The organism is Bradyrhizobium sp. GW821-FHT12B03 (assembly GCF_058807535.1).
In genome coordinates, this window is the sequence record NZ_JBXAQU010000022.1 from 141,916 (window position 1) to 154,878 (window position 12,963).

17 protein-coding genes are annotated in these 12,963 nt (G+C 62.8%); 7 read left to right on the top strand and 10 right to left on the bottom strand.

Annotated elements, in window-relative coordinates:
- Positions 1-51 precede the first annotated feature (51 nt).
- Both AC1RUR_RS32355 and AC1RUR_RS32360 read right to left on the bottom strand, forming a co-directional pair.
- A complete protein-coding gene (locus AC1RUR_RS32355) occupies positions 52-357 on the bottom strand; it encodes a hypothetical protein (protein ID WP_492851622.1) in 306 nt (101 codons plus the stop codon).
- Between the two features lie 103 nt (positions 358-460).
- The gene (locus AC1RUR_RS32360; protein ID WP_492851624.1) at positions 461-1,147 is read right to left on the bottom strand and encodes a DUF2161 domain-containing phosphodiesterase; all 687 of its coding nucleotides are present in this window, start codon (positions 1,145-1,147) and stop codon (positions 461-463) included.
- 142 nt (positions 1,148-1,289) lie between these two features.
- Between AC1RUR_RS32360 and AC1RUR_RS32365 the strand changes: the two genes are divergently transcribed.
- Positions 1,290-1,637: a hypothetical protein gene (locus AC1RUR_RS32365; RefSeq protein ID WP_492851626.1), complete on the top strand. Its 348-nt coding sequence runs from the start codon at positions 1,290-1,292 to the stop codon at positions 1,635-1,637.
- Here the strand turns inward: AC1RUR_RS32365 and AC1RUR_RS32370 are convergent, their stop codons facing one another.
- Both AC1RUR_RS32370 and AC1RUR_RS32375 read right to left on the bottom strand, forming a co-directional pair.
- Positions 1,638-2,318: an SDR family oxidoreductase gene (locus AC1RUR_RS32370; protein WP_492851628.1), complete on the bottom strand. Its 681-nt coding sequence runs from the start codon at positions 2,316-2,318 to the stop codon at positions 1,638-1,640.
- A gap of 23 nt (positions 2,319-2,341) precedes the next feature.
- Positions 2,342-3,085 (bottom strand): tyrosine-protein phosphatase, encoded by a 744-nt coding sequence (locus tag AC1RUR_RS32375; protein ID WP_492851630.1) that lies wholly within the window; start codon positions 3,083-3,085, stop codon positions 2,342-2,344.
- Positions 3,086-3,133: 48 nt separating this feature from the next.
- On the opposite strand from AC1RUR_RS32375, the gene AC1RUR_RS32380 reads away from it, so the two are divergent.
- Positions 3,134-3,445, top strand: coding sequence for an MliC family protein (locus AC1RUR_RS32380; RefSeq protein WP_492851632.1), 312 nt, complete (start codon positions 3,134-3,136; stop codon positions 3,443-3,445).
- Positions 3,446-3,567: 122 nt separating this feature from the next.
- On the opposite strand, the gene AC1RUR_RS32385 is transcribed toward AC1RUR_RS32380, so the two are convergent.
- Both AC1RUR_RS32385 and AC1RUR_RS32390 read right to left on the bottom strand, forming a co-directional pair.
- Positions 3,568-3,771 (bottom strand): DUF2735 domain-containing protein, encoded by a 204-nt coding sequence (locus AC1RUR_RS32385; protein ID WP_492851634.1) that lies wholly within the window; start codon positions 3,769-3,771, stop codon positions 3,568-3,570.
- A complete protein-coding gene (locus AC1RUR_RS32390; protein WP_492851636.1) occupies positions 3,749-4,036 on the bottom strand; it encodes a hypothetical protein in 288 nt (95 codons plus the stop codon). The genes AC1RUR_RS32385 and AC1RUR_RS32390 overlap by 23 nt, the downstream gene beginning before the upstream one ends.
- Positions 4,037-4,309: 273 nt before the next feature.
- On the opposite strand from AC1RUR_RS32390, the gene AC1RUR_RS32395 reads away from it, so the two are divergent.
- The 5 genes from AC1RUR_RS32395 to AC1RUR_RS32415 all read left to right on the top strand — a co-directional run bounded on the left by AC1RUR_RS32395 (position 4,310) and on the right by AC1RUR_RS32415 (position 8,786).
- Positions 4,310-5,344, top strand: coding sequence for a glutamine synthetase beta-grasp domain-containing protein (locus AC1RUR_RS32395; protein ID WP_492851638.1), 1,035 nt, complete (start codon positions 4,310-4,312; stop codon positions 5,342-5,344).
- A 195-nt stretch (positions 5,345-5,539) separates the two neighbouring features.
- Positions 5,540-6,241, top strand: coding sequence for a GrlR family regulatory protein (locus tag AC1RUR_RS32400; RefSeq protein WP_492851640.1), 702 nt, complete (start codon positions 5,540-5,542; stop codon positions 6,239-6,241).
- 19 nt (positions 6,242-6,260) lie between these two features.
- Positions 6,261-6,947, top strand: a complete 687-nt coding sequence (locus tag AC1RUR_RS32405; RefSeq protein WP_492851642.1) for a substrate-binding domain-containing protein — start codon at positions 6,261-6,263, stop codon at positions 6,945-6,947.
- A gap of 32 nt (positions 6,948-6,979) precedes the next feature.
- On the top strand, positions 6,980-7,801 hold the full coding sequence (locus AC1RUR_RS32410; RefSeq protein ID WP_492851644.1) for a tetratricopeptide repeat protein: 822 nt from the start codon (positions 6,980-6,982) through the stop codon (positions 7,799-7,801).
- Positions 7,802-8,081: 280 nt separating this feature from the next.
- The gene (locus tag AC1RUR_RS32415; protein WP_492851646.1) at positions 8,082-8,786 is read left to right on the top strand and encodes a GrlR family regulatory protein; all 705 of its coding nucleotides are present in this window, start codon (positions 8,082-8,084) and stop codon (positions 8,784-8,786) included.
- A gap of 707 nt (positions 8,787-9,493) precedes the next feature.
- On the opposite strand, the gene AC1RUR_RS32420 is transcribed toward AC1RUR_RS32415, so the two are convergent.
- The 4 genes from AC1RUR_RS32420 to AC1RUR_RS32435 form a co-directional block, all read right to left on the bottom strand.
- Positions 9,494-9,757, bottom strand: coding sequence for a hypothetical protein (locus AC1RUR_RS32420; protein ID WP_492851648.1), 264 nt, complete (start codon positions 9,755-9,757; stop codon positions 9,494-9,496).
- Positions 9,758-9,785: 28 nt separating this feature from the next.
- Positions 9,786-10,256: a hypothetical protein gene (locus AC1RUR_RS32425; RefSeq protein WP_492851650.1), complete on the bottom strand. Its 471-nt coding sequence runs from the start codon at positions 10,254-10,256 to the stop codon at positions 9,786-9,788.
- 290 nt (positions 10,257-10,546) lie between these two features.
- A protein-coding gene (locus AC1RUR_RS32430; protein WP_492851652.1) for an IS3 family transposase occupies positions 10,547-11,700 on the bottom strand; the annotation gives its coding sequence in 2 pieces (ribosomal slippage) (positions 10,547-11,451 and positions 11,451-11,700; 1,155 coding nt in all).
- A 77-nt stretch (positions 11,701-11,777) separates the two neighbouring features.
- Positions 11,778-12,581: a phosphatase PAP2-related protein gene (locus tag AC1RUR_RS32435; RefSeq protein WP_492851654.1), complete on the bottom strand. Its 804-nt coding sequence runs from the start codon at positions 12,579-12,581 to the stop codon at positions 11,778-11,780.
- Positions 12,582-12,963 lie beyond the last annotated feature (382 nt).

A 12,963-nucleotide genomic window follows, 5' to 3' on the forward strand; every position in this document is an offset into this window, starting at 1 on the left:
CGGACCGGCGATGCCGGTCCGCTTTTGTATTCCGGGCCGTGAAGTATGTGCTCAAGTGCCGGTGCGTGTGCCGGTGCCGAAGCGGCGGACGACGCGGCGTTCGACCACCACGGAGCGCTGGGCGCCCTGTTCGCCGGCGATCACGCGCGTGGCGGTGATGCGGCTGTTGGTGCGGGCCTGCTTCTTCACCTCGGCCTGGACGACATCGAGCGGCATCCCCATCAGCGCTGCGGCGATCTCGGCCTGTTGCGCCTGGTCGTCGGTGATGCCGACGGCGGCGAAGATCGCCTCGTCCAGGGTGGGCGGGTCGTGACGCACGCGCCGCGTGCCGTACTTGGTATTCCAGTCTGCGCTCATGGGGGCCTCGTTTCGATCCGGGATACCTAGTGCCGCCTATGTTGCATTGCAATATGAATTTGGTGTGGCATCTCAGCTATTCACGGCTTGCATCGATCCTGTGTCATGCCGGTGACAGAGCGCCTGCGTCGATCTCGATTCGTTGCTGCGGCCAGCGCTTCAGCGCGGCATGTCCGGCCGCGGTGAGCCCGTAGATTCCCCGCTCAGTGCGCTCGAACCAGCCATACACGTTGTTAAGCATGATCTTGCCGGCATCGGGACAACGCACGCGTAGATCGCGCACCCGCTGCGGCCCGTCTGCCAGCGCCGAGGCGCAGGCCAGCGCCTGCTGCCGGTAGGCCGTCATGATCGGCGCGCGCGTGCTGCCGCCGAGCACCGGATCGCCCTGGCGGCGCTGATGCTCGGAAACGAGCCGCGAGCGCTTTTTCGGCTCGCGGCGCGGCGAGGCCGTCGGCGGCTTGACCAGCACCTCGACCTGGCCGCGGTCGGTGACCCCGAGCATACCAAAGCCGAGGCGGCGGCAGAGATTGCGATAGCGCGCATCGCTCTCGCGGCCCTTGCCGCGCGCCGACATCTTGGCCGCGATCCAGACCTCGTCGCCGGCCGGCGCCCGGTCGACCGCCTGGAGGATCAGCTCCAGATTGAAGGCGAGCTTGAGCTCGCCGATCACCACCACCGGCGGGTCGCCGGCGCTTAAGCCGACGAGATCGCAGCCGCCGATCTCGCCCTTCACGGTGAAGCCGAGCTGTTCGAGGAAGCGTTTGACGGGCAGGTAGAGCGCGGTTTCCAAAGTCAGCGTCCGGGTCTTGCGTTCCGATCGGAGAATCAGTTCGGGCAGTTTAGCCCGGATCGGACTCCGGGCTCCCTGCCATTTGATCGGGAACGGATGGTCCGGCTATCCTGCGGGCCGCACAGCCGGGCGCTTGACGACGATGACAATCCGGAACGGGCTCTATCACATCCGCATCGAGATGCTGGATGCCGTCCAGGGCGGCAACCAGGGCGTCATGGTGCTGCGCGACGGCACCATGCGGGGCGGCGACTCCTTTTTCTTCGCCTATGGCAGCTACACCGCGGCTGACGGCAAGTGGAAGGGCGAATTGACCAACGAGGAGCATTCGCCCTCGTTCGACGAGCGCCCCGTGTGGGGTCGCAAGGTCGTGACCATCGGTTTCAGCGGCACCTACACCGACGACACCGCCTATGGCGAGGGCATCGCGCTTGCGGGCAAGCAGAGCATCCGCTTCAAGGGCAATCTGCGGCTATTGGTGCCGGATTGATCACACCCGCCCGCCGACCGGGATCAGTGCGCCGGTGATGCCGCTCGCGGCGTCGCTGGCGAGGAACAGGATCACTTCGGCGAGCTCCTGCGGCGTGACCCATTTGGTGAAGTCCGCCTTCGGCATGTCGGCGCGGTTGGCCCTGGTGTCGATGATCGACGGCAGCACCGCGTTCACCGTCACCTTGCCCTTCCACTCGCTGGCAAGCGCCTCGGTGAGGCGATGCACGCTGGCTTTCGACGCTGCATAGGGGCCCATGCCGTTGCTGGCCTGGAGCGCGCCCATGGCGCCGATGTTGACGATGCGGCCGGCGCTGGAGGCGGCGAGATGCGGCAGCGCCGCGCGCGAGGCGTTGAGAGCGGTCAGCACGTTGAGCGCGTACATGCGCTGCCACGTCGTGATGTCGCCGTCGCCGACGGTCTCGAAGGCAAAGCCGCCGGCGATGTTGATCAGCGCGTCGAGCCGGCCAAAGTGCTTCGCCGCTGCATCAACCGCCGTCTTCGCCTGCGCCGCGTCGGACAGATCGACGCTGCCGATCTCGATGCGCTCGGGCGTCGCCGACAGTTGCGAGGGCGCGTGATCGATGCCGGCGACCCGTGCGCCGCGAGACTGCGCGAGCTCCGCAACCACCTTGCCGAGCGCGCCGAGCGCACCGGTGACGATCAGAACCTTGCCTTGCATTGTCGTTCTCCCGGCGCGGCCGCCTATGATTGCAGGTAGCGCGCCTTCAGCGCGGTGCGCTCTGCTGTGCCGAGCTTGAGCCCGTCGCGCAAGTAGGTTTCGAGATCGCCATAATCGCTGCCGACGGCTTCAAAGGCGGCCGCAAGGTAGGAGGGCTCGACGCTACCAATCGCGCTGCGCACGTCCTCGGGCAGATCGGTGGCGGCCGTCGCATCGCGCCGGTAAAACTGGTTGGTCAACAGGTAATCCTCGGCAATGACGTCATCGGGTACGCCGAGCGCATGCAGGATCAGCGCGCTGGCAAAGCCCGTGCGGTCCTTGCCGGCGGTGCAGTGGATCACGAGCGGCGCGCGGTCTTCCAGCAGATGGCCGAACAGCGCGCGAAAGCTGTGCGTGTTGTGTCGGACATAGTTGCGGTAGGATTCGCGCATGATTTCGAGCGCGACCGGCGCGGTCAGCGTGCCTCTTGCGAGTTCGGCGCGCAGCGCGGCCACCACCGTCGGTTCGATCGGCAACGGGTGCACGGTGATGTCGTCGACCACGCAGACGCCCGCGGCGCGTTCCTGCAGCCCCCGAAAATCAAACGCACTTCTGACGCCGAGCGCGCGGACGGCCGCGATATCGTCGGTGGTGAGTTGTCCGAGATGGTTGGAGCGGAAGATGTGCCGCCAGCGCGTGATGCGGCCATCGGCGGTCGGATAGCCACCGAGATCGCGAAAATTGCTGGCGCCTTGCAAGGCGAGGTGGCGGGCAGGGGAGTCTGACATCGGATCAGCGTTTGTTATGTTGCCGGTGCGCTATTACAGGGGGCGATCATGAACGGGCACAAGGCCATTGTTTTGGCGATCACCATGCTGGCGGGCGGACTTATCGATGCGCGGCAGGCCGGCGCACAGACGTTCCAGACCTACCGCTGCACCGATGGTACGCAGTTCATCGTCGGGTTTTATGACGAGGACAAGCGCGCGTTTCTCCAGATCGACGGCGAACCCGTCACGCTCGCCAAGCGGCTGACGGTCTCGGGCGCGCGCTATTCGGGGGCGGGGATCACGCTGAGGATCGACAAGACGGGAGCGACCACGGTCAAGCACCTCAAGCGGCCGGTCACGGCCTGCGGGGCGATCTGAGGCCGGCAGTTCAGGCAGGACACCAGGAATCAAAAAGGGCCGAAACTTCGTTGTTTCGACCCTTTTTCAAACTGCCGCCGGTCGCTCCGGAGAGCGCCGCGGGACTGAACCAAACACAGGCATCAGCGGTCCCATTTCGGCTTGGCCTCATCGACGGCCTCCTGATGGTACCAACTTCCGCTGCAGATCGTCTCGTTCACGGGAAGCGAGAGACGGTCGGCGGGAAGGCGGGCCTCACCGTAGCGGCGTCCTCCGAGAGCCGCGCGGCCCCCGGTGGGGAATTGATAGATCTTTGCAGATCCCTCACTCAGACCATTGTTCATCATTGCGATATCTCCTCGGGTCGAAGCGCTTGGCCTCCATGGTGCGCCCGACTCGTTCGATTGTGGTTACTGGAATCCCCATATCGGCCGCGCGCCCCGAAATGCAAAGTGCTGAAAAGGAAATCAGTTTCAGCTCATTTTCTAGGCAGTCTGCATTCTGCATCCTCCAAGGCACGCGCTTGGTGACTAACGCTTGGGCCATTGCGAAGGTTGCTGGCGACGGGGCGAAGACTTTGCGAATATTGCCGGACGTTGATGCGCGTTTCATCGGCAACCTCCGGCACAGGCCTGCCTGCTCCAGAATCAGGCGTTTTCCGCGGGATTTTTGCGGTGCAGCTTCACGCAAAGGTGCGCCGCTATGACGCACGGCGCTGTGGGCGGCCGGCTGGCGGCGGGAAGCGACCGGACGCCTTGGAAAACCTCCCGCAGTGCGGCCTTTTGGCACGTTAAATGCTTGTAAACGGTCGGCCGATGGTGGCCGGGTACAAACGTGTGGGGGCCCCCGGGCCCCAACCTTTCGCATCATCTACAGAGAGGCTCAATGACCAAGTACAAGCTCGAGTACATCTGGCTCGACGGATATACGCCGACTCCGAACTTGCGCGGCAAAACTCAGATCAAGGAATTCGCGTCGTTCCCGACGCTCGAGCAGCTTCCGCTCTGGGGCTTCGATGGCTCCTCCACCCAGCAGGCCGAAGGCCACAGCTCGGATTGCGTGCTGAAGCCGGTCGCCGTCTTCCCGGACGCGGCGCGTACCAACGGCGTGCTCGTGATGTGCGAAGTCATGATGCCCGACGGCAAGACCCCGCACGCCTCCAACAAGCGCGCCACCATCCTCGACGATGCCGGCGCCTGGTTCGGCTTCGAGCAGGAATACTTCTTCTACAAGGACGGTCGTCCGCTCGGCTTCCCGGCCTCCGGTTATCCGGCGCCGCAGGGTCCGTACTACACCGGCGTCGGCTTCTCGAACGTCGGCGACGTCGCCCGCAAGATCGTCGAAGAGCATCTCGACCTCTGCCTGGCGGCCGGCATCAACCATGAAGGCATCAACGCGGAAGTCGCGAAGGGCCAGTGGGAATTCCAGATCTTCGGCAAGGGCTCCAAGAAGGCCGCTGACGAAATGTGGATGGCCCGCTACCTGATGCTGCGCCTGACCGAGAAGTACGGCATCGACATCGAATTCCACTGCAAGCCGCTCGGCGACACCGACTGGAACGGCTCCGGCATGCACGCCAACTTCTCCACCGAGTACATGCGTACGGTCGGCGGCAAGGAGTACTTCGAGGCGCTGATGGCCGCCTTCGACAAGAACCTGATGGACCACATCGCCGTCTACGGCCCGGACAACGACAAGCGTCTGACCGGCAAGCACGAGACCGCGCCGTGGAACAAGTTCAGCTACGGCATTGCCGACCGTGGCGCGTCGATCCGCGTTCCGCATTCCTTCGCCAACAACGGCTACAAGGGCTATCTGGAAGACCGTCGTCCGAACTCGCAGGGCGACCCATACCAGATCGCTTCGCAGATCCTGAAGACCATCGCGTCCGTGCCGACCGAGAAGAAGGCGGTCGCCTAAGATCCTCCCGGCCCGGGCTGGGGGGCTGGCCCGGGTTGGTTCTCAATCCGCCGGAGCTAAAGGGCTCCGGCGGATTTTTATGTTTTGATGACGGCCGTTCCTGTGGCCGGCCGGCTCTGGCCGCGTGAAACTTGTCCATCGCCGTCGAAAGCGGGATAGAGTGCGGCTGGATGCGTGCAGGGCCGGGGACGGCTGGTGTTTGAAGGCTTCTACAAGGTGCGGTTTCAGCTCGGCGACGCCGTCGGCCGGAGCGTGATGCATGCCGGCAACGGCAAGATGCTCGGCGGCAATTCGGCCTTCGCCCATATCGGCACGTACGAGAAGACCGACGACGGCGTCGACATCGTGATCATGACGGTCCGCCACAACCCCGATCCGAACTATCGCGCCATGGCCGGCACCGATGACGCGACGCTGATCGCGAAAGGCCGGGTCGACGGCGATCTCTATCGCTTCAAGGGCGAGCTCAAAGAGCTGCCGGGCGTGCCCTTCCAGTCGGTGATGACCCCGATCACGGAGGAAGAGGTGCCGATCGCCGGTGGCGTCGGCGAAGCCGGCATCGCCGACGGGCTCTATTCGATCCACCTGCGCATGCTCGACGGTGTCGACGGCGGTCTCACCGGCGTGATGCTGCTCAACCAGGGCCGCATCCTCGGCGGCGATGCCTCGTTCTACTATCTCGGCAGCTACACCGCCGCGAACGGCCGCTGGAAGGGCCAGATTCTCAACCAGGAGCACACACCGGCCAAGGACGATCCGATCTTCGGCGGCCACGAGGTCGGCATCGGCTTCTCCGGCAGCTACGACGCGGAGCAGGCGGTGCTGGAGGCAACGGCGCTTGCCGGCAAGCGCAGCCTGCGCCTGACCGCCGCGCTCAAGCTGATGCACGGCGCCTGATCGTCATCCGGGACACCACATGGCAAATACCGTCCGCATGCTTTCGACGCTCGGCCTGATGGGCGCGATGCGCAGCCTGTCCTCCGCCTTCGAGACCGCCAGCGGCATTCATGTCGATGCCGACTTCGCACCGACCCTGGCGCTGCTCAAGCGGCTGCGCGACGGCGAGGCCGCCGATCTCGTCATTCTCACGCGCGAGGGGCTCGACGAGATGATCGGCGAGGGCCGCGTGATCGCCGACGGCGCGGCCGATCTGGCGCGCTCCTTCGTCGGCATCGCCGTGCGGGCCGGGCAGGCACATCCCGACATCGGCAGCGAGGCTGCGCTGCGCACGACGCTGCTGGCGGCGCGGTCCGTCGCCTATTCGCGGCTCGGCGCGAGCGGCGTGTATTTCGCCCAGCTGATCGTGCGGATGGGGATCGCGGCCGAGGTCAACGCCAGGGCGACCATCGTCGAGCAGGGCTTTACCGCCGAGCGGCTCGTCAGCGGCGAGGCGGATCTGGCCGTGCAGCAGATCAGCGAGTTGAAGCAGGTCGGCGGCATCGAGGTGGTCGGCCCGATCCCGCATGAGCTGCAGACACCGGCCGTGTTCTCCGCCGGCCGCGTGGCCGACGCGACGAACGCAGTCGCAGCCGATCGGCTGCTGCGCTATCTGGCATCACCGGAGGTCGTGCCTGTTCTCCGCCAATCGGGGCTCGAGCCTTGAATTTGCCGGGACGGGGACGCAACGTAGCGCCCATGCGGACTCATCTCCTGGCCATCCTCTTCGCGCTTGCCGCGCCCCTGGCCGCGCATGCGCAATCGGCCGACCTCGTCCTGTGCGACCGGGTGGCGGCCGATCCCAGCGATCCCGACAAGCCGGCCGACGTGAAGGGCGTGACGGAGATCGCGGCCTCCGACGTCACGACCGCCATCAAGTTCTGCAAGCAGGCCGCAGGCTCCTCGCGGCGTGCGATGTTTGCGCTGGGGCGGGCCTATGCCGCGAACCGACAGACCGCGGAGGCGATCGCCGCCTGGCGCAAGGCGGTCGACAAGGGATCGAGCGCGGCCATGGTCGAGCTCGGTGTGCTCTACGGCACCGGCGCCGGCGTCGCAAAGGACGAAGCGCAGGCGCGCAAATTGTTCGAGAAGGCGGCGCAATCAGGCAATCCCCGCGGCGTCAGCAATCTTGCCGCGCTCGGCGGCGCAGCAGGTAGCGCGCCGGCCGATCCCGCACAGGCGCGCGCGCTGCTGGGCAAGTCGGCCGAGACCAACGCGGAGGCGCAATACCAGCTCGGCCTGATGCTGTCCGAAGGCACGGGCGGCGCCAAGGACGACGTCGCGGCGCGCGCGCTGTTCGAGAAAGCGGCGGCGCAAAACCATCCCGGCGCGCTGGAGCGGATGGGCGCCTTCGCGCAGGAAGGCCGCGGCGGGCCAAAGGACAAGGACGCCGCGAAAGCCTATTACGAGCGCGCCGCAGCGCTCGGCGACGCGGATGCCAAGCAGGCGCTGGAGCGGCTGCGCTGCCCCTACGCGATCAAGGACAAGCAGGGCAAGCTCGTCACCACGCTGTGCTTCTAGCTCGCGTGCAGGCGTCGGCGGCCGGGCTCGAAGGCCTTCCTGGACCGCGCAAAACAAGAAGCGCAAAAACAACCCCATGCACAGTAGCCAAGTCATTGAAATCGCAAGTTTGCTGATTTTGCGAAATTTGGGTTGACCCGTCGGACAAAACAGGGGCATGATGGCATCGTGCAGCGAAGGCTCCGCGGGGCGCCCCTGCGCGGAAAAGCCGGATGGCCTCGATGCGACGGCGATGCTAGGTAGCCACACGATTCCTTTCTGATTTTGCGGGCTTATTGCGTTGCTGGACGGACTCTACAAGGTTGAATACGGCGTCAACGATGCGTTCGGCTGCAGCATCATGTGCCTGCATGACGGCAAGATGCTGGGCGGCAATTCGGGCTTCGCGCATCTCGGCACCTATGTCGAGCAGGGCGGCGAGATCGTCGCCGAGGTCATCACCGAGCGGCATAATCTGGATCCGAACTACAAGCCGCTGATGGGCGCCGATGTCGCATCGATCGGGGCACGCGGGCGGCTGTACGGCAATCAGATCCGTCTCGAGGGCGGCGCGGACACGATGCCGGGTGCGAAATTCTGGGCCAACCTCACGCGGCTCGATGACGAGGCGCTGCCTCCGAGCGGTGAGGTCGGTCCCGGCGGCATCGCCAATGGACTCTATGGGATGGGCCTGCGCGCGCTCGACGGTGTCGATGCGGGACTGTCCGGCGTGATGCTGCTGATCGACGGCCGCATCCTCGGCGGCGATGCGTTCTTCTACTATCTCGGCTCGTACTCGTCGGCAGACGGCCGCTGGAAGGGGGAGATGCTGAACCAGGAGCACACGCCGGCGAAAGGCGAGAACCCGGTGTTCGGCGGCTATGAGGTCGGGATCGGCTTCTCCGGAACCTGCACGGCCGATAGTGGCGAGTTCGAAGGCATCGCGCTCGCCGGCAAGCGCAGCCTGCGGCTGGCGGCTTCGCTCAGGCTGATGCGGCGGGCGTAGGGCGGGGACTCATGGAAGGCGCGGTCCGCTTCCGGCAAAAGCGGACCTTGAAACCTGGTCTGCATGAACGTCGTCCTTGGCCCTAAGGCGACGTGTGGGCCAACCACTTGGTTGCCTCTGCTGCAATCAAACTTCACGCAGTGCGCGACGATCCTTGTGCCGACCGTTCCTTGAGACATTTGCCCAAAGTCCAACGCTAACGGCGATCTGGAAGGTGCCGAATACGACGAATGCGCCGACGATGATCGATAGGGTCCTGCCGTCGATTGCGTATTGCTTGTAGAGGTTCCGACAGAAGAACCCTGCGAGTACAGTGCTGTAGGCTGCATAAACACCAGCGAACATGCGCCAGAACTTGCAGGGGAGGACGTTGAATTCGAATGACACTAGCACAAGACCGATGGTCGCAAACGTTTCAATCGTAAGGTTGATGACCGCCGCCGCGCTGTAAGGCCCTGGGTTCGTGAAATGCCAACACGTGAGCAGAACATTGAACAGTGCAAAAAAGCTTCCAGCCCACCGCAACCTCCCGCCTTTCGTGGCGATCTTAGGTAGAGAGCATGGGTGAATTTCGCGCTTACAAGCTTGGTGTAACTTAGGTTGCAGCGACTATTCAAAAGCTACCGGAAGATGGATCGACTCCGCCATAAGATCAAACAAGTGTCCCCTTAGATCAGCAATGGGGCAACTGCAGAGATCAGCCGGCATCAGTCGGGCTTGTTAGAAGTGGCATCACGACGGTCGGGCTGGCTCGGCTGGACAACGCCTTTGAGCGCGTATTGCAAAGTTTCGAGGCTCATAACCCCGGGCGGCTCCTGATCGATGATCCAGACGTCTTCCATCCCCTCGGCCGCCATCTGTTCACCCAGTGCAAGCGCGTCTTGCGGTGTAGCGGCCTGATAAACCTGCGGCCCCGACCTAACAATGTATCTATTCTTGGGCATTAGAGGCGGCAATTTCGTGAGAGCCATGAGGGTTATCTAGGTGCAGGATGTCCTGTCACTGATTGATCTCGTTCTGTCTTCGGATCAAGAACATGTCCGAGACGCGGGTAGTGATGGGCAATCCATGCTGTCTCAGACCACTCCATCCGACCCATAACCCGACGAGGCCGAAAAGACTGGCCGCCGGAATAACCCAGGTCATTCGTCTGGCGCCGAACGTAGCGGCCATTGTCGCGCAAAATACAGCGACCAGCACGACAGGAAGGACATATGGCCAGTTTCCGACAACTCCGTCCAAACCTCTTCGGCCTATGAGCAATACCGCAATCACTCCGAAGCCGCTCATGCCTAAAAGGAGGACATTCCCGCCAATGTCGAGAAGGCTTACCTCGTGCTGTAGGATGGACCGGTCCCCGAGCACGTGTTCGTAAAGACGAACGCCCGAAGCATAGGTCATAAAAAGACAGAACAACCCGAATACGAAGCCGATTGTCTTGAAGAGAGACCTTGCCGTTTGTACTTCCATGCCGGGTACCCTTTCACCTCTGCCCAAGGTTTCTTGAAGCCTCACTTTGGGTAGAACACGCTGGTGAATTTCCCGCTCGAGTTTTTAGTTAAGGTCGGGTTGCTGCAATCTCTCAATAGCGTCGGAGTACGACGGTCTAAAGTACCTGCCGCAGTTCACACCGACACCACCTCACTGCTGCTGTGGATCACAAGCCGACGCATGACGGGCAGCAGCGGCAAGTCTGCTGTCGGTCATAGCGGACATCACGCCTTGCAGTTTGAGCTGCTGCCGGTTCGATGGACACCGGGTTAAGCTAACCCCACCTTGCGCTCGAACTCAACCGGGCTGAGATAGCCGATGGTCGAGTGCCTGCGGGTGGTGTTGTAGAATCTCTCGATGTAATCGAATACATCGGCGCGTGCCTCGTCTCTGGTTCTGTAGGTTTTGGCTTCCGTCCGTTCGGTCTTGAGCGAGGAGAAGAAGCTCTCCATCGCCGCATTGTCCCAGACGTTGCCGGATCGGCTCATGCTGCAGACGATGCCGTGGTCGGCCATCAGGCGCTGGAACTGCTCGCTGGTGTATTGGCTGCCCTGGTCGGAATGATGCAACAGCGCGTCCGGCTTGCCGCGCCGCCAGACGGCCATCAACAGGGCATCCGTTACGAGCTGTGCCGTCATCGCGGCACTCATCGACCAGCCCACCACCCGGCGCGAGAACAGGTCGATCACCGCCGCGACATAGAGCCAGCCCTCGGCGGTCCAGAGATAAGTGAAGTCGGCGATCCATTTCTGGTTCGGCCGCTCGGCAGCAAACTGTCGGTCCAGCAGGTTCGCCGGCACCGTCTCGAGCTGCCGGTCGCCGTTATCCTTTGGCAAGCGCCGCCGACGCGGGCGTGCCCGCAAGCCCTGTAGGCGCATCAGCCGCTCGATCTGGTGCAGGCCACAGTTCGCCCCATCGGCGAGCAGATCGCGCCACACCCGGCGCGCACCATAGGTGCGGTCGCTCGCGATGAAGCTGACTTTGACCTTGGCGCCGAGTTCTTCGTCGCTGCGGGATCTGGCGCTGGGAGAGCGGTTCAGCCAGGCATGGAAGTCCGACCGCGACACCCCCAGCGCATCGCATAGCCATGCCACCGGCCAGATCGCCCGGTGCTTCGCGATGAAGACGAACTTCATGTCGCTTCCTTCGCGAAGAAGGCTGCGGCCTTTTTTAGGATATCCCGCTCGGCCTTCAATTTGGCAACCTCGCGACGAAGCCGCTCGATCTCTAGCTGCTCAGGCCTCATCTGCCCGTGGCCGGGAAACGCCTGCGCCGGGTCGGAGCCAAACTCCTTCACCCATTTGCGCAGAACGTTCTCATGAACGTCCAGATCGCGGCTGGCTTGCGCCACCGACACCCCGCGTTCCCTGACCAGCTTAACTGCCTCGATCTTGAACTCGCGACTAAACTTCCGTCTCTTCATCGCCCACCTCCGGCTTCATGAAACACCTAATCTCGGTGTCCATCAAACCGGCAGCAGCTCAAATTCGGCACCTTGGTTCAAGCGTTCGGCCCGGTTAAGTCGGACGTGGGCTGAACTTGAACGCTCGGGGACGATTCCTCGCCGACTACGTGGAGAACGAAGGGTTTGCTGGGGAGGCTTCGTTCGCTACCTGTTGGGATCGGTGATTTTCGAAGAGGACGTTTTTGCCGTGGCACCATTCGACCCTCGGAGGAGCGAAATAACGCGTAGTCGCGACTGAATAGCCAACAGGAAATCTGGAACACGCCGTGAGTGATGAATAGCGCCGCAAGCACATCGATTGAATAGTGATAGTGCCCAAGCAGGACAACGGCACCGAAGAAAGCGGTTAGCCCGAGATAAAATATTCGCCATTCCAAAATGTGCCAGAAGGCAAGCGCGGCAAGAAATGGCATTCCGGTATGCCCGGAAAAGAACAGGTCACTTCCATAGAAAATCGAGTTCAAGAATGGCGCGGGTTTTTGCGGATCGATAGGTGATGGCGCCATGTGAGTTAGCGCTACGAACACGGCACGGACTAGCAAGAAGAGCGCCATTGCCTTGAACGCGAATGGCAGGCGGTTTGGACGCAAAGCTAGCAAGCTTGCTGTAATTGCAAAGGCGGCGAACGTGCCATAGACGAAGAGGAACCGCACATTGTAGGGACCAACGCGGCTCAGCACCAAATCGGTTACATGATTGCTGGCGTGAACCGTGGCATAGCTTACTGCTGCGAAAATCGCGATAGCGCTGGCCGCTAAGAAAGCAATGCCCTCGCAAAGCGAGCGCATATACGAACCGCTTCCAAACAGACTTCGGTAGAGCCGGATGGATTCTTTCATTCTTGCCGCCACGTTCGCTACTGACAAGGGCGCGACCCGCAGCTCATAATAGTACGCGGTGCACAAGCGCCTTGTGAACTGTCCCACACGTCGAAAATTCAATGCAATAGAATGGAACTCAGGTCGACGGGGTTAGTGGCCGCCGCTCTGCTCGCTACTGCTAGCGCGGTTAGCCTGACGTCGCAGCCGAGCCGCAAAAAGTGATGAACTCGCGCGGTCTCATGCAGACTCCCCGCGGTTCAGGACGGTGCATCATAGCGGATTAAACGATTGCCGTTGAGGGACGCTCGATGTCCGTTTTGGGTCGATTCTGTTGAAAAAGGCGGCGGTTGCGACGCAGAGGGATCAGTGATTCAGTCTGTCTAATTGGCAGGACTGAAGA

Coding starts and splice junctions, on each gene's coding strand:
- AC1RUR_RS32370 (WP_492851628.1), bottom strand. CDS start 2,318: ATGCAAGGCAAGGTTCTGATCGTCACCGGTGCGCTCGGCGCGCTCGGC.
- AC1RUR_RS32395 (WP_492851638.1), top strand. CDS start 4,310: ATGACCAAGTACAAGCTCGAGTACATCTGGCTCGACGGATATACGCCG.
- AC1RUR_RS32435 (WP_492851654.1), bottom strand. CDS start 12,581: ATGAAAGAATCCATCCGGCTCTACCGAAGTCTGTTTGGAAGCGGTTCG.
- AC1RUR_RS32365 (WP_492851626.1), top strand. CDS start 1,290: ATGACAATCCGGAACGGGCTCTATCACATCCGCATCGAGATGCTGGAT.
- AC1RUR_RS32385 (WP_492851634.1), bottom strand. CDS start 3,771: ATGATGAACAATGGTCTGAGTGAGGGATCTGCAAAGATCTATCAATTC.
- AC1RUR_RS32355 (WP_492851622.1), bottom strand. CDS start 357: ATGAGCGCAGACTGGAATACCAAGTACGGCACGCGGCGCGTGCGTCAC.
- AC1RUR_RS32390 (WP_492851636.1), bottom strand. CDS start 4,036: ATGAAACGCGCATCAACGTCCGGCAATATTCGCAAAGTCTTCGCCCCG.
- AC1RUR_RS32375 (WP_492851630.1), bottom strand. CDS start 3,085: ATGTCAGACTCCCCTGCCCGCCACCTCGCCTTGCAAGGCGCCAGCAAT.
- AC1RUR_RS32425 (WP_492851650.1), bottom strand. CDS start 10,256: ATGGAAGTACAAACGGCAAGGTCTCTCTTCAAGACAATCGGCTTCGTA.
- AC1RUR_RS32380 (WP_492851632.1), top strand. CDS start 3,134: ATGAACGGGCACAAGGCCATTGTTTTGGCGATCACCATGCTGGCGGGC.
- AC1RUR_RS32410 (WP_492851644.1), top strand. CDS start 6,980: ATGCGGACTCATCTCCTGGCCATCCTCTTCGCGCTTGCCGCGCCCCTG.
- AC1RUR_RS32405 (WP_492851642.1), top strand. CDS start 6,261: ATGGCAAATACCGTCCGCATGCTTTCGACGCTCGGCCTGATGGGCGCG.
- AC1RUR_RS32420 (WP_492851648.1), bottom strand. CDS start 9,757: ATGGCTCTCACGAAATTGCCGCCTCTAATGCCCAAGAATAGATACATT.